This is a genomic window from Vibrio sp. 10N.286.48.F5 (assembly GCF_041469785.1).
GTDB lineage: Bacteria > Pseudomonadota > Gammaproteobacteria > Enterobacterales > Vibrionaceae > Vibrio > Vibrio crassostreae_C.
The window spans coordinates 120252-135827 of sequence record NZ_JBFRLG010000007.1 but is presented as its reverse complement, the minus strand read 5'-3'; the positions used below and the strand labels follow the sequence as shown (position 1 = coordinate 135827).

12 protein-coding genes are annotated in these 15576 nt (G+C 45.2%); all 12 read left to right on the top strand.

All coding sequences use genetic code 11. The annotated features are described in order from the left end of the window. The first annotated feature begins 120 nt into the window (after positions 1–120). The 12 genes from flgF to fliD all read left to right on the top strand — a co-directional run bounded on the left by flgF (position 121) and on the right by fliD (position 15574). The gene (flgF, locus tag AB4185_RS07480) at positions 121–870 is read left to right on the top strand and encodes a flagellar basal-body rod protein FlgF (protein ID WP_017056855.1); all 750 of its coding nucleotides are present in this window, start codon (positions 121–123) and stop codon (positions 868–870) included. A gap of 21 nt (positions 871–891) precedes the next feature. After that, positions 892–1680, top strand: a complete 789-nt coding sequence (gene flgG, locus AB4185_RS07475) for a flagellar basal-body rod protein FlgG (protein WP_017062259.1) — start codon at positions 892–894, stop codon at positions 1678–1680. Between the two features lie 88 nt (positions 1681–1768). Beyond that, positions 1769–2545 carry a flagellar basal body L-ring protein FlgH gene (gene flgH, locus AB4185_RS07470; RefSeq protein WP_017062258.1) on the top strand — a complete coding sequence of 259 codons (777 nt, stop codon included), beginning with the start codon at positions 1769–1771 and terminating at the stop codon, positions 2543–2545. A 94-nt stretch (positions 2546–2639) separates the two neighbouring features. Next, complete coding sequence (locus AB4185_RS07465) at positions 2640–3731, top strand: flagellar basal body P-ring protein FlgI (protein ID WP_017062257.1); 1092 nt, start codon at positions 2640–2642, stop codon at positions 3729–3731. Positions 3732–3741: 10 nt separating this feature from the next. Then, positions 3742–4659, top strand: a complete 918-nt coding sequence (gene flgJ / locus AB4185_RS07460) for a flagellar assembly peptidoglycan hydrolase FlgJ (RefSeq protein WP_372135268.1) — start codon at positions 3742–3744, stop codon at positions 4657–4659. Positions 4660–4879: 220 nt separating this feature from the next. Next, on the top strand, positions 4880–6760 hold the full coding sequence (gene flgK, locus AB4185_RS07455) for a flagellar hook-associated protein FlgK (protein ID WP_017067655.1): 1881 nt from the start codon (positions 4880–4882) through the stop codon (positions 6758–6760). Positions 6761–6770: 10 nt separating this feature from the next. Beyond that, positions 6771–7961, top strand: coding sequence for a flagellar hook-associated protein FlgL (flgL, locus tag AB4185_RS07450; RefSeq protein WP_372135266.1), 1191 nt, complete (start codon positions 6771–6773; stop codon positions 7959–7961). Between the two features lie 418 nt (positions 7962–8379). Further along, on the top strand, positions 8380–9516 hold the full coding sequence (locus tag AB4185_RS07445) for a flagellin (RefSeq protein ID WP_017064128.1): 1137 nt from the start codon (positions 8380–8382) through the stop codon (positions 9514–9516). 648 nt (positions 9517–10164) lie between these two features. Continuing rightward, positions 10165–11298, top strand: coding sequence for a flagellin (locus AB4185_RS07440; protein WP_372135264.1), 1134 nt, complete (start codon positions 10165–10167; stop codon positions 11296–11298). Positions 11299–11886: 588 nt separating this feature from the next. After that, entirely contained in the window at positions 11887–13017 is a 1131-nt protein-coding gene (locus AB4185_RS07435; RefSeq protein WP_017066381.1) for a flagellin, read from the top strand. A gap of 81 nt (positions 13018–13098) precedes the next feature. Further along, positions 13099–13524 carry a flagellar protein FlaG gene (flaG, locus tag AB4185_RS07430; RefSeq protein WP_017066380.1) on the top strand — a complete coding sequence of 142 codons (426 nt, stop codon included), beginning with the start codon at positions 13099–13101 and terminating at the stop codon, positions 13522–13524. A 22-nt stretch (positions 13525–13546) separates the two neighbouring features. Further along, positions 13547–15574: a flagellar filament capping protein FliD gene (gene fliD / locus AB4185_RS07425; RefSeq protein WP_372135262.1), complete on the top strand. Its 2028-nt coding sequence runs from the start codon at positions 13547–13549 to the stop codon at positions 15572–15574. Positions 15575–15576: the final 2 nt, after the last annotated feature.

Sequence of the window (15576 nt, the reverse complement as noted above, 5' to 3'; positions counted from 1 at the left end):
ATCCTTTGATGATCACCCTTCTTGTTCGTTTTCTATTTAAATTATTGATAAATAACAGTTAAAAATATTGGCACAGTGTTTGCTTTATTAGCCCCAGAAGATGATTTTTGGAGCAAAATTATGGATCGCGCACTGTTTCTTGCCATGAGTGGCGCTAAGCAAAATATGCAAGCTTTGCAGCTACGTGCAAACAACCTTGCCAACGTAAGTACAACGGGTTTCCGTGCTGATTTAGCACAGGCACGTTCAATGCAAGCGTATGGCGAAGGCATGCCTACTCGTGTTTTCAGCATGACAGAGCGTCCGGGTCATAATTTCGCTCAGGGTAGTGTGGTTACTACTGGCCGAGATCTAGACGTTACCATTCAAGGTGATGGTTGGATTTCAGTGATGGACAATACTGGCCGTGAAGGTTTAACACGTAACGGTAACCTAAGGGTTGACCAAAACGGTTTACTAACCAACGCAAGCGGTCACTTAGTGCTTGGTGAAAACGATGCACCAATCACGCTGCCAATCCCAATCAGCAAAGTAGAAATTGGTACAGACGGTACGATCTCTGTCATTCCTCAAGGCGCTCCAGCTGAAGAATTGGCCGTGGTTGATCGTATTAAGCTTGTACGTCCAGACAACCAAAGTTTGTTTAAAGACACGAATGGTCTATTCCGTTCGAAAAACCCAGATCAGGCATACGAAGCAGATGCAGCGGTAACGTTGCTAAAAGGTGCTATCGAAGGCAGTAACGTAAATGCCGTAGGTGAAATGACCAGCCTAATTGACTTACAACGTCAGTTTGAAATGCAGGTCAAAATGATGAGCACAGCAGAGGAAATGGACAAGTCGTCTGATTCACTGCTTCGTATGAGCTAATAGAATTTAAAGGACATTGCTATGCATCCAGCATTATGGGTAAGTAAAACGGGTTTAGACGCCCAACAAACCAATATCTCAACGATTTCGAACAACCTTGCCAACGCCTCAACCATTGGTTTTAAAAAGAGCCGCGCGGTATTTGAAGATCTGTTCTACCAGAATATTAATCAACCGGGTGGTCAATCGTCTCAGAATACTGAGCTGCCAAGTGGTTTGATGCTGGGTGCCGGTTCTAAGGTCGTCGCGACTCAAAAAGTGCACACTCACGGTAACGCACAAACGACATCTAACAGCCTAGACATGATGATTGAAGGCGACGGTTTCTTCCAAGTTGAAATGCCAGACGGTGAAACAGGTTACAGCCGCAATGGTCAGTTCACACTGAACGGTGAAGGCGCGATCGTAACGTCGGGCCAAGGTTATCCTCTACAACCAGAAATTGTGATTCCTGAAGACGCGATCTCGGTAACGGTTGGTAACGACGGTGAAGTATCGGTTCGTCTACGTGGCGAGCAAAACAACGTCGTGGTTGGTCAAATTACCATTACTGACTTTGTAAACCCAGGTGGTCTAGAGCCAGTAGGTCAAAACCTTTATTTGCCAACTGGCGCGAGTGGCGACCCACAAGAGGGTGTACCGGGTTTTGATGGCCTGGGTAACATCCGCCAATCGATGCTAGAAACATCGAACGTAAACGTAACCGAAGAGCTGGTAAACATGATTGAAGCTCAGCGTGTATACGAAATGAATTCGAAAGTTATCTCGTCAGTAGACAAGATGATGAGCTTTGTTAACCAACAGCTGTAATTGGTTTATTCGCCGTTTACTTTTTTAATTAATCTATCTGTTTTTGCTAATTGACCCATTCACCACTGCCTGCTGAGAGTATATCGCCATGAAACGTATTTTTTGTTTAGCCCTGTTAGCTTCGATGACTGGTTGTACAGTACTGGATCCAATTGAGACGCCAGCACAAGAGAACGCGACCACAGTGGTTGATGCGGTTGAAGGCGATAAGTCGGCAGAAGAAAGTTCAGGAATTATCGACACGCTTCGTGGGCGAACCGATCCAATTGCTGGTGACCCTGCATGGGCGCCAATCAACCCCAAGCAGAAGCCAGAGCATTATGCAGCGGCAACGGGCTCACTGTTTAATGTGAACCACATTGGCAGCATGTATGACGACTCAAAGCCTCGTGGTATTGGTGACATCATCACTGTAGCGCTAGATGAGAATACTCGAGCGACCAAAAAAGCCAACGCAGACATGTCTAAGTCGAATGATGCATCGATGGAGCCGCTGGCTGTTGGTGGTCAAGAGCTGACGATCGATAAGTACAACTTCTCTTACGATCTGAGCAACACCAATACCTTCGCTGGTGATGCGTCAGCCAACCAAAGTAACAGCATCAGCGGCTATATCACCGTAGAAGTGATCGAAGTATTAGCCAATGGCAACCTAGTGGTTCGTGGTGAGAAGTGGATGACACTGAACACAGGCGATGAGTATATCCGCCTAAGCGGCACCATCCGTCCTGATGATATTGATTTTGAAAATACCATCGCTTCAAACCGTGTTTCTAACGCACGAATTCAGTACTCGGGCACGGGCGTGCAGAAAGATATGCAAGAGCCTGGATTCTTGGCACGATTCTTTAATGTATCTCTGTAGAGCTTGATAGGACGACGACATACTGACAGCCTCTATCACTGAGCCACATTTAGCTAAGCTATTATAAATTAAAGCAATACAGACAGGTTACTCAATGAAAAAACTGACACTCGTACTATTCGGCATGCTATTTCTTGCCACCAGTGCCCATGCTGCGCGAATCAAAGACGTGGCAAAAGTGGCGGGTGTTCGTAGTAACCAACTTGTCGGTTATGGTTTGGTCACGGGCTTGCCGGGTACTGGTGAGACAACTCCCTTTACCGATCAAACATTTAACGCAATGCTGCAAAATTTTGGCATCCAATTGCCGCCCGGCACTAAGCCAAAAACCAAAAACGTCGCGGCTGTTATTGTGACTGCTGAACTGCCAGCATTCTCTAAGCAAGGCCAAGAAGTTGACGTAACCGTTTCTTCTATCGGTTCAGCAAAAAGCCTTCGTGGTGGTACCTTGCTACAGACCTTCTTGAAAGGTCTAGACGGTCAAGTGTATGCGGTCGCGCAGGGTAACTTGGTGGTAAGTGGCTTTAGTGCACAAGGTAACGACGGTTCTAAGATTGTCGGTAACAACCCTAACGTTGGTATCATCTCTAGCGGTGCGACGGTTGAACAAGAGATCCCAACGCCATTCGGTCGTGGTGACTACATCACCTTCAACCTAATCCAATCAGATTTCACAACGGCTCAGCGTATGGCTGATGCGGTTAATAATTTCCTAGGCCCACAAATGGCTTCAGCGGTAGACGCAACTTCAGTAAAAGTTCGTGCACCGCGTGAAATCAGCCAGCGTGTAGCATTCTTGTCGGCTATCGAAAACATCGAGTTCGACCCTGCTGAAGGCTCTGCAAAAATCATCGTCAACTCTCGTACAGGTACGATTGTGGTTGGTAAGCACGTTCGCCTAAAAGCGGCGGCGGTCACCCACGGTGGTATGACGGTTGCAATTAAAGAAAATCTAAACGTAAGCCAACCGAATGCATTCTCTGGTGGCCAAACGGTAGTGGTCCCTGATTCTGATATCGAAATCACGGAAGGCGATGGTAAGATGTTCAAATTTGAACCTGGCCTAACGCTGGACGATTTGGTACGCGCAGTCAATGAAGTGGGCGCTGCACCTTCTGATTTAATGGCAATCCTTCAAGCACTGAAACAAGCGGGTGCGATTGAAGGCCAATTGATCATTATCTAAGGAATAAAGCATGATTAAGAATAACAATGACATCGGCTTTATTCACGACATCGGTAGTTTAGACCGTCTTCGTCAACAAGCGGTAAACGGTGAAGAAGGTAGCGAGAAAGAAGCATTAACCGCGGCGGCAAAACAGTTTGAATCGATTTTCACCTCGATGTTGTTTAAGTCAATGCGCGATGCTAACTCGAGCTTTAAGTCGGATATGTTGAACAGCCAGAACGAGCAGTTCTATCGTCAGATGCAAGATGACCAAATGGCGAGTGAGTTAAGCGCTTCAGGTTCATTAGGTCTTGCAGATATGATCGTGGCTCAACTAAGCGCTGGCCAAGCAAGCGATACGTCTGAAGAGAAGGTTCGCAGTGAAGGTTTCGATACTTCATTGCAACGACCGCAATACTCAGGCCGCTCAGAAGATAGAGCATCTGAAGTGCAACCTGCGCAAGCAGCAAAACAGCCAGTATCCTTTGATTCTCCAGAATCGTTTGTGACCTCAATGAAGCCTTACGCGGAAAAAGCGGCAAGTGCGCTTGGTGTGGACTCGTCTCTTCTGTTGGCACAAGCTGCCCTTGAAACGGGTTGGGGTTCTAAAATGGTTAAGAACTCTTTGGGCAACAGCAATAACTTATTTAACATCAAAGCAGATAGAAGTTGGAAGGGCGATAAGGTCGCGACTCAAACTCTTGAGTTCCATGGCAAAACCGCCGTTAAAGAGTCGGCTTCTTTCCGTTCTTACTCAAACTTTGAAGATAGCTTTAACGACTATGTGAAGTTCTTGAACGAAAACCCAAGATACGAAACGGCATTGCAGCATCAAGGCAATTCAGAGAATTTCATCAAAGGTATTCATCAGGCTGGTTACGCAACTGACCCTAACTATGCAGACAAGGTTTTACGAGTTAAAGCCAAGATTGATGAGATGAACTAGCGTCATAAATCAACATAGAGAGCTTGCTACTGGCAGGCTCTTTTCTTCTCCGCCCCTTCAGTTCTTACGCGTAATCCATAGTTATCTCCTTACACTTCAATAAATTATCGTCTTTTAATTTCCTATTGTTTTTGTTGGCACATATATTGCAATTATCTTAGTAATATACGGTTGTAGTTAATCAGTTCATTCTGGTTTTGTTAAGTTTTTTGGGGGCAATATGGCGTCGGATCTTCTGAATGTAGGGGCACAAAGTGTTCTTACGGCTCAGAGACAGCTCAACACCACAGGTCATAACATTTCTAACGCTAACACAGAGGGCTATAGCCGCCAGTCTGTGATTCAAGGTGTGAATGACCCGCGCCAGTATGGTGGGCAATCCTACGGTATGGGGGTACATGTGGAAAATGTTCGCCGCTCTTGGGATCAGTTTGCCGTCAAAGAACTTAACTTATCGACAACCAATGCCGCCAACAAAGGCGATACCGAAGCCAACCTCGATATGCTGTCGAGCATGTTGTCGTCGGTCGCTTCAAAGAAGATTCCAGAAAACCTCAACGAATGGTTTGATTCCGTTAAGACTCTGGCCGATACCCCAAATGATGTGGGTGCGCGTAAGGTCGTGTTAGAGAAAGCAGGGCTTGTAACTAAAACCTTGAATGAATTTCATGAAACAGTTCGTCAACAGTCTGATTCTACGAATAAAAAATTAGATATGGGTATCGAGCGAGTTAACCAACTTGCGTACGAGATCCGTGATGTTCAGCGTTTAATGATGCGAACTCCTGGGCCTCATAATGACCTACGAGATCAGCATGAAAAGTTGATTAATGAGCTTTCTGGTTACACCAAAGTTACGGTGACACCACGCTCAAATGCCGAAGGGTTTAATGTCCATATTGGTAATGGCCATACCTTGGTCTCTGGTAGTGAAGCGAGTCAGCTGAAGATGGTTGATGGCTTACCCGATGCACATCAGCGCCGCCTAGCGATTGTTGAAGGTAAGTCTTTAAAACCGATCACCAGCAGTGATATCGACGGAAAAATCGGCGCCATGCTAGACATGCGTGACGAACATATCCCAGCAATCATGGATGAGCTTGGTCGTTTGGCGACCGCGTTTTCATATGAGGTCAATAGTCTTCAAGAACAAGGTTTGGATCTTAACGGCAACGTAGGTAAGGACTTGTTTACCGACGTGAACTCAGAGCTGGTGGCAAAATCTCGTGTCACGGCTAGCGGGCAATCGAAAGCCGATGTTGCGGTATACATTGATGATACTTCTGCCTTAAAAGGCGGTGAGTATGGACTGAAATACGATGGCAGTGATTATGTCGTGACTAAGCCGAACGGTGAGACCGTTAAGATGGCGACCGACTCTAGCGGTAGTGCTTTTTATCTTGATGGCATGCGAGTGGAAGTACGTAACCCTCCTGAACTAGGAGAGAAACTGTTACTGCGTCCAACGCGTAATTTTGCTGCGCAGATTCATATGGAAACCAAAGACCCGAAAGACATTGCTGCGCAAAGTTATGAGGCATCGACCACGTTTGCCAAGGGTACAGCGGGATTTAAAATCCTAGAAGCAGGTCAACTGCGTGAGTTTGAAGTGATTGTCTCACCAAAAGGTGAGCAGTTTGCTGTGACGGATCCGAAGGGTAACATTTTAATGCAGCCTCAACCGTATCCGCCACAAGGGCCAGTGACCATCAACGGTACAACGTTTGAGCTCACACCCGGTGCGGTGGCAAATGATAAGTTTACGGCAAACCTTGTCCCATCAGAAGGTGACAACGGTAACCTGCGTAAGCTACAAGATCTTCAAACAGGAAAGCTGTTGAATGATGGTGAGTCTACGATTTTAGACCTTTACCACAACTTGAATACTAATACGGGCTTGAAGTCTTCAACGGCAAATCGCCTGAGTGATATTGCGACATTAGAAAAACAGTCGGCTCAAGAACGTATTGCTTCTATCTCGGGAGTAAACCTCGATGAAGAAGCGGCAAACATGATGAAATTTCAGCAAGCGTATATGGCTTCTTCACGTATCATGCAAGCAGCCAACGATACGTTTAACACTATTTTGGCTCTGAGATAGGAAGGTATAAATGTTGAATCGTATCTCTAGCTTCCATAATTATCAGTCAGTACAAAACGACTTGCGCCGTCAAGAGAACAAGGTGCATCACAACCAAGCACAACTTGCTTCGGGTAAGAAGTTACAGTCGCCAAGTGATGACCCATTAGCGACGCACTATTTACAGAACATTGGTCAGCAGTCAGAACAGCTTAAACAGTATGTCGATGCGATTACTCTAGTCAGAAACCGTCTTGAGCATCATGAAGTATTGGTTTCTAACACTGAAGGCTTTGCTGATGAAGCAAAACGAACCGTGATGGAAATGATCAACGGTGCGCTTTCTCCGGAAGACCGTTTAGCTAAGAAGCGTGAAATTCAAGAACTGGCGAATAACTTCCTGCATTTAGCCAACTCTCAAGATGAGTCGGGTAACTACACGTTTGCAGGCACTAAGCCGAAAAATCAGCCTTTCTTTCGAGATAACGAAGGGAATGTGACATATCAAGGTGATGACTACCAACGCAAGATGCGTGTGGCAAGCAGCTTTGAAATGGCAATGAATGATCCGGGCAGCAAGATGTTTATGGAAATAGACAACCCGTTCGGTGACTACGAACCTCAGTACGAGCTTGAACCTGCGTCTGAGTTATTGCTCGGGCGTGCGACCAACAGCGATGAAGATGGGTCTACTTATAAAGTGACGTTTGTCGACATGCAGACGGGCAATTTCGCTTATCAGCTTGAAAAAGACGGCGCAGTGGTTGCGGCAGAAGATTTTGATCCTTTGACAGGCATTGTTTATGAAGGGCTGAATATTCAAATCAAAGGCCAAATCACTAAAGGTGATTCGATCACCTTAGAACCACGAGAGACTTTCTCTATCTTTGATACGTTCAAAGAGGCTGCTGAGCAGGCTGAAAACCCGGTATCGGATGCATCAGCAACAGCGAAACTGCACCAAGTAACTGAAGAGTTCCACGCTGCATTTATCCATTTGACCAAGGCAAGAACCGATGTTGGTGCACGCTTGAGTACTTTGGATATTCAAGAGCAACAACATGAAGATTTCAAGTTGTCTTTAGCAAAAGCAAAAAGCAACTTTGAAGACTTGGATTACTCGAAAGCGATCATTGAGTTCAATGAAAACTCTCGAGCACTACAAGCTTCTCAACAAGCGTTTGGCAAAACCAAAGACCTGACCTTGTTTAACTATATTTAATGATCAATCGGTATTTAATGGTGGCTTGTCGATCACCATGGCGTTGATTCCTTGCCGTATGTGCTATGCCATACGTGCGAATGACGCCACAGTTTGCCGCTTTTTTGTACGAAGCATGATGTTTCTAGAATAGCGGCAAAAAACGGCAATAAGGAAGGTGAATGTTTTTCATCTTCTAATAGTAGAAAATCATAATTGCGCAGTGTTGTTTGTAAGCTTCTGATTTTTAGATAATTAAAAAATTATTTATATGATATTAAACTTGGCATACAACTTGTATCTGTGTTGGTTATAAATGATTAATACAGATCTTAAACCTTGTATAGGGTTTATCGAGTAATACACGGTCAGTGCTTATCCATATGAGAGTAAAGCTGGCCGCTTCGCAGAAACTTTGCGAACTCATAAGGAGAGCAAAATGGCTATCAATGTAAGCACTAACGTATCTGCTATGACAGCACAGCGTTACCTGAATAAAGCATCTAATGACTTAGCGACTTCTATGGAGCGTTTGTCATCTGGTCACAAGATCAACAGCGCGAAAGATGATGCGGCAGGTCTGCAAATCTCGAACCGTCTAACCGCTCAGTCTCGTGGTCTTGATGTGGCAATGCGTAATGCCAACGACGGTATTTCGATTGCTCAAACAGCAGAAGGCGCGATGAACGAATCGACTAACGTACTACAACGTATGCGTGATCTAGCGATTCAATCATCAAACGGCACTAACTCGCCGGCAGAGCGTACTGCACTGAACGAAGAGTCAATGGCACTTCAAGATGAGCTTAACCGTATTGCGGAAACCACATCGTTTGGTGGTCGTCGTCTACTGAACGGTTCATTCGGTGAAGCTTCATTCCAGATCGGTTCTAACTCTGGTGAAGCAATGATCATGGCTCTGACAAGTATCCGTGCAGATGACTACCGTATGGGTGGCACGACGTTCGATTCAGAAAACGCGAAAGATAAGAACTGGGAAGTGCCGCCAACAGCGAGCGATCTTAAGTTCGAATTCAAAACCAAAGCGGGTGAAGACATCGTTTTAGATATCAATACCAAAGCGGGCGATGATATCGAAGAGCTTGCGACTTACATTAATGGTCAGTCTGATCTTGTGAACGCATCGGTTACTGATGATGGTCGCATTCAACTGTTCGTTGCTGAACCTGACCTTGACGGCCCAATGTCTATCTCTGGTGGTCTAGCGTCTGAGCTAGGTATTAAGAGTGAAGGCCGCGCAACCTCGGTTCAAGATGTTAGCTTAACCAGCGTTGCGGGTTCACAGAACGCGATCAGCGTGATTGATTCTGCAATGAAGTACGTGGATTCACAGCGTGCTGATTTGGGTGCAAAACAGAACCGTCTAAGCCACAGTATTAATAACTTGGCAAACGTACAAGAGAACGTAGACGCTTCAAACAGCCGAATCAAAGATACGGACTTTGCGAAAGAGACGACGCAAATGACCAAATCACAAATTCTGCAACAAGCAGGTACTTCAATACTTGCTCAAGCAAAACAGTTGCCTAACTCTGCAATGTCATTATTGCAATAGTTATTGGTTGAACTTGCTGCTCGTGTTCAGACGTGAGCCATGCAGCAAGGGAAACTGGCAAGCATACTTACTATTGAATGTTTAGCTCTCTCATCTCTCACCTGCTATCCATTTTTGCAGTAAGAATGCAACGGCAAGTCGGAAATGTGTTCATTTCTCGATGATCTCCACACAGGCTCTGACGCGCCAACTAGCCCCGGTTCTCTCAAAGGAAAAGGGGCTTTTTCCTTTCTGTATTTCTTGTTTTTGCTATTTATTTTCCTGTGAACTTTCTCGCACTACCTTTTCCAAATCTCTATTTGATGGTTCTTCTTCACGACAAATAATGTCATCTATTACACAAGATTTGCGTAAGTCAGAGATCTTTGGCGATTGATCATTTCTCGACCTTGAGCCATTTAGACGGCGGTTCGTACGCTTTCTGAACAGGTTAAGATCTTTTTCCAATTGAAATCTATCGCTGTATTAGAAAATGATGAAAATTAAGTTGTTGATAAATATTAGATTAATATTTTTTTTGTGGTTTTTTGAAAGTTTTTCTAAAGCTTCTGATTTTCGCGCCGTTATTAAAAGTAACTTTGAGAGAACTACTTGGTTTTCCGAGACGTCGGAAACCGCTATACCGGAAAATCAATTGGAGAAATCACCATGGCAGTGAATGTAAATACAAACGTTTCAGCGATGACAGCGCAACGTTACCTAAACAACGCAAACAGCGCACAACAAACATCAATGGAGCGTCTAGCTTCTGGCTCAAAAATCAACAGCGCAAAAGATGACGCTGCGGGTCTACAAATCTCGAACCGTTTGAACGTTCAAAGTCGTGGTCTTGATGTTGCTGTACGTAACGCGAACGACGGTATCTCAATTGCACAAACAGCTGAAGGTGCAATGAATGAGACGACTAACATCCTGCAACGTATGCGTGATTTGTCTCTACAATCTTCAAACGGCTCAAACTCAAAATCTGAGCGTGTAGCGATTCAAGAAGAAGTAACAGCGCTGAACGACGAACTGAACCGTATCGCGGAAACGACGTCTTTTGGTGGCAACAAGTTGCTTAACGGTACTCACGGTACTAAATCATTCCAAATCGGTGCAGACAACGGTGAAGCGGTAATGCTTCAACTGAAAGACATGCGCTCTGATAACGCTCAGATGGGTGGTAAGAGCTACCAAACTGAGAACGCGAAAGATAAAGATTGGAACGTTCAAGCAGGCTCTAACGACCTAAAAATGTCGTTCACTGATAACTTCGGTCAAGCACAAGAAATCGACATCAGCGCAAAAGCGGGTGACGACATCGAAGAGCTAGCAACGTACATCAACGGTCAACAAGACTCTGTTAAAGCGTCTGTAACTGAAGACGGTAAGCTACAAATGTTTACTGGTAACAACAAGGTTGAAGGCGAAGTGGCATTCTCTGGCAGCCTGGCTGGCGAACTAGGCATACAACCTGGCAAAGACGTAACGGTTGATACTATCGACGTAACATCAGTTGGCGGCGCACAAGAGTCTGTAGCTATTATCGATGCGGCACTTAAGTATGTAGATAGCCACCGTGCTGAGCTAGGTGCTTTCCAAAACCGTTTCGACCACGCTATCAGCAACTTAGACAACATTAACGAGAACGTTAACGCATCTAAGAGCCGAATTAAAGATACCGACTTCGCGAAAGAAACGACTCAGATGACTAAATCTCAGATCCTTTCTCAAGCTTCAAGCTCGATTCTTGCTCAAGCGAAGCAAGCACCGAACTCGGCACTTAGCCTACTAGGTTAATCGATTAAAAAGCCACGTTGACTATAAGCGTCAACGTTAGGCTTCCACAAATTAGCTCGTGGTGAGAGATGAGCGCTAAACAGACCCAGCTTCGGCTGGGTTTTTTATTGCCTGCAATTTGGAGAAGGGGGGAGTTTTGGTGTTGGTCGTTGATTGGAAAGCGAGATTCCCTATCACGCTCGCTCCTCACTGTAGGGAGTGACGGGAATTGGGAAATGATGGTTTCCTCGCTTACTACATCGAAGCAGTCTTTCGTCACCCCAGAATCGAGTAGAACGAGATATCAGGGATCTCTTCTGACTTTATATTCAACACTACGCTCATTAACTTAAATAATGGGGCAACTTTAGCGAATGTCGCCCTATTAATTGAAGCCCGATCACACTTTCCTTTGTTGTTGAAAAGAATATGAAAAAAAGCGCATTTTTTATTAAAGCTTCTAATTAAGGCGCCGTTAAAGGGATTGAGAGAAATGATATGTACCAATGTAAGGTGAGAGAGACACTGGTGCATAAACAAAATTGACATGTATTAGTGTGAGGTGAGAGTCACATAAGTACATTAAAAAATGCCTAAAGGAGATCAACTATGGCGATTAATGTAAGCACAAATGTGTCTGCAATGACGGCTCAGCGCTACCTAAATAGCGCGGCTGAAGGTACTCAAAAATCAATGGAGCGTTTGTCTTCTGGCTATAAAATCAATAGCGCAAAAGATGATGCTGCAGGCCTACAAATCTCTAACCGCTTAACGTCGCAAAGTCGTGGCCTAGATATGGCTGTGAAAAACGCGAATGACGGTATCTCTATTGCACAGACAGCTGAAGGTGCAATGAATGAGTCAACCAACATTCTGCAACGTATGCGTGACCTTTCTCTTCAATCTTCAAACGGTTCGAACAGCAAATCTGAACGTGTTGCGATCCAAGAAGAAGTCTCTGCTCTAAACACAGAACTTAACCGTATCGCTGAAACGACCTCTTTTGGTGGTAACAAGCTTCTGAACGGTACTTACGGCAGCCAATCTTTCCAAATCGGTGCTGACTCAGGTGAAGCAGTAATGCTATCTATGAGCAACATGCGTACTGACACTCAAGACATGGGTGGTAAGAGCTACGGCGTTACAGAAGGCAAAGATGCTTCTTGGCGTGTAGGTGCGGGTGCTGATTTAACAATCAAATACAACGATAAGTTTGGTGAAGCGCAAGAGCTATCTATCTCTGCTAAAGAAGGCAACGATATCGAAGAGCTAGCAACTTACATCAATGGTCAAAGCCAAGACGTTAAAGCGTCTGTGGGTGAAGGCGGTAAACTGCAACTTTTCGCTTCAAGCCAAAAAGTTGAAGGTGATGTTGAGTTTGGCGGCAGCCTTGCGGGCGAACTAGGTATCGGTGCTGGTAAAGACGTTACCGTTAACGATATCGACGTAACTTCTGTTGCAGGTGCAAACGAAGCAGTATCTATCATTGATGGTGCTCTAAAATCTGTTGATAGCCAACGTGCTTCTCTAGGTGCTTTCCAAAACCGTTTTGACCATGCAATCAGCAACTTAGACAACATCAACGAAAACGTTAATGCGTCTAAGAGCCGTATCAAAGATACCGATTACGCGAAAGAAACAACAGCTATGACGAAGTCTCAAATCCTACAACAGGCGAGTACTTCTATCCTAGCTCAAGCAAAACAGTCACCATCAGCAGCTCTAAGCTTATTGGGCTAAACTTACCTCGGTAAGTAGCGGTAAACTCTACTCTGGGTAGAGTTTTACTGTTTGGCTCATAAAGGAGGGAGGGAGAGTGTTATGGAAATATCATCCAACGCATCGAACATCCAGCCTTATGGCTCACCTAATGGCATTAAAATTGCAAGCGATGAAGGTAGTAGTGCGTCGAGTCTTTCGCGACTAAAAGAAGCAACATCTTATGACAAGGTAGAGAAATCGAAAGAGGAAGCTACCGAAGCGGCGATTCAATTAGCTCAACATAGACAAGAGTTAAATGATGAAGAGCGAGTCAAAATGGTGGAGAAGGTAAACGAGTTTATCTCCTCTCTCAATAAAGGTGTGGCTTTTAAGGTCGATGAAGAATCTGGGAGAGATGTGGTGACCATTTATGAGACCACAACCGGTGATATTATTCGCCAGATCCCTGATGAAGAAATGCTTGAAATTCTAAGACGCCTAGCAGCCCAAAACTCGAATAGTCGAATATTTGAGGTGAAGGTTTAAGTCGTATTATTGAGGTGATTTAATGAGTTTTGGCCCAATGGGGATTTCGTCTGGCATGGATATCAATTCCATGGTCAGCAAAATTGTTGATTCGGAGCGTGTACCTAAACAGCAACGAATCGACAATGAACGAACGCGAATCGATACCAGCATTAGTGCCTATGGAAGACTCAGAGAATCCCTTGATTCGATGAAAAACCTGATGACAAACTTTCGTCAGGAAAAAGCTTTTGCTGTGCGAACAGTGGAAAGTACCGATGAAGCGCTTGTCTCTGCAACCGCGACTACCGAAGCGATCGCTGGCAAATATGCCATCGATGTGTTGCAGCTTGCCCAAAGCCATAAAGTGGCTTCTGATGTACTGTCAGAGGACATGAAATTTGGCCCAGGTAAGCTGCAGGTTTCGCTTGGTGATGACAGCTTTGACGTGCAAGTTGGCGACAGATCGAGACTTATCGAAGTTGTTCGTGGTATCAACGGTGCAGATAGCAACCCAGGCGTTCGTGCATCTATTATCAACGATGTCGAAGGTCCAAGACTTATTATTGCCTCGAACCAGTCTGGTTCAGATCAGCAGATCAGCATTAATGTTGAGTCAGATGCTGCCAATCCCTTAAAAAAACTCGAATACAAAACGCTTGAAGAACGTGTTAAAGCGCTAGAGAAAGCGCGCGTTGCTGCTCAAGATATTCTAGCTCTAACCCCTGCAGGAAAAGCCGTTGAACTCATCGATGAAGTGATCGCTAGCGATGACCCAAATGCGAATGAAACACTCGATAAAGATGGCAATATCATCCCAGCAGCCCAAACCGATTCTACTTCAGATGTTGACGGAGACTCTAAAAGTCTCAGCTACGGTGAGCAAGCAGCCGCCGACGGCCAAGCCGCCCTAGACGCAGCTCAAGCGGCAAAGTCTGTGATGCCTGAAGATAATATCCCTGGCTGGACTGAAACCGCGTCAGGTACGCTTTTAGATTCTTACTACACACCAGAACTTGAGCTTGATGAAAAAGCGATAGAGAAGGCACCCGATGTGCCGGGGTGGTCAAATGCTGCCTCAGGTACTCTGACCGATTCATACGTGACACCGAAAGAAGCCCAACAAAAGCTTGAGGCTGAGCAAGCGCGTATCGAAGAGAAGATTTCACAAGAAAAAGCGGAGTTGGCTGAGAAAGTTCAAAAAGGCGAACTCACCGCAGAGCAAGCCAAGAAAATTGAGCGTGCCAAATTAGAACCCGAAGAGCGCGAGCTCTTAGAGAAGGTCGATAAAGCGCAAGCAGATCTTGAACAAGCACAGCAATCTTTTGATACCTATAGTGGAATGACTGAAGTTCAGGCTGGCCAAGATTCTATGATTGTCCTAGATGGTGTTGCTCAACTCTCTAGTAATAACAATGTGATTGAAGATGCCATTGAAGGTATTGATATTACGGTGAAAGGAAAAACGCCAAAAGATAAGCCGCCGGCAGAAATTGGTGTGGAGTACGACCGTAACAGTGTTCGCCAAGATATCGAATCCTTTGTGAGCTCTTATAACCAGTTCTATCAAGTGTCGAAAGACCTCGCGGGTGTTGATCCAACGACTGGTCAAAAAGGCCCGCTCTCTGGTGACAGTACAGTGCGTAACGCCGACTCCCGATTGAAAGGGGTGTTCTCATCAAGTATCGAAGGTGCGCCAGACAATCTAAAGTCTTTGACTGAATTCGGTATCACCACCACAAGACAAGGCTCGCTAGAAATCAACTACGATATGCTTGACCGTCAACTCAACAATAACTTTGATAAGTTGGGTGAGTTCTTCGGTGGCAACAACGGTTTCGCTAAAAAAGTCGAAGACGCGATTCAAGGTATCACAGGTATTACTGGCTCGATTCGCACAAGAGAAAAGAGCTTGGTCGAGCAAAACTACCGTTTGGTTGATGACCAAAGCGCGCTCGACCGCCGCATGGACAGCCTAGAGAGCCGTACCCACTCTAAGTTCACAGCCATGCAAGATGCGACCAGTAAGATGCAATCTCAGCTGGGCAGTATGATGAATGCGTTGGGCTAATA

Excerpts from the sequence above, each read along its gene's own strand:
- flgG (WP_017062259.1), top strand. The coding sequence starts at position 892 with ATGCATCCAGCATTATGGGTAAGTAAAACGGGTTTAGACGCCCAACAA.
- flaG (WP_017066380.1), top strand. The coding sequence starts at position 13,099 with ATGGAAATATCATCCAACGCATCGAACATCCAGCCTTATGGCTCACCT.
- flgL (WP_372135266.1), top strand. The coding sequence starts at position 6,771 with ATGTTGAATCGTATCTCTAGCTTCCATAATTATCAGTCAGTACAAAAC.
- fliD (WP_372135262.1), top strand. The coding sequence starts at position 13,547 with ATGAGTTTTGGCCCAATGGGGATTTCGTCTGGCATGGATATCAATTCC.
- flgF (WP_017056855.1), top strand. The coding sequence starts at position 121 with ATGGATCGCGCACTGTTTCTTGCCATGAGTGGCGCTAAGCAAAATATG.
- flgH (WP_017062258.1), top strand. The coding sequence starts at position 1,769 with ATGAAACGTATTTTTTGTTTAGCCCTGTTAGCTTCGATGACTGGTTGT.
- AB4185_RS07435 (WP_017066381.1), top strand. The coding sequence starts at position 11,887 with ATGGCGATTAATGTAAGCACAAATGTGTCTGCAATGACGGCTCAGCGC.
- AB4185_RS07445 (WP_017064128.1), top strand. The coding sequence starts at position 8,380 with ATGGCTATCAATGTAAGCACTAACGTATCTGCTATGACAGCACAGCGT.
- flgJ (WP_372135268.1), top strand. The coding sequence starts at position 3,742 with ATGATTAAGAATAACAATGACATCGGCTTTATTCACGACATCGGTAGT.
- AB4185_RS07465 (WP_017062257.1), top strand. The coding sequence starts at position 2,640 with ATGAAAAAACTGACACTCGTACTATTCGGCATGCTATTTCTTGCCACC.
- flgK (WP_017067655.1), top strand. The coding sequence starts at position 4,880 with ATGGCGTCGGATCTTCTGAATGTAGGGGCACAAAGTGTTCTTACGGCT.
- AB4185_RS07440 (WP_372135264.1), top strand. The coding sequence starts at position 10,165 with ATGGCAGTGAATGTAAATACAAACGTTTCAGCGATGACAGCGCAACGT.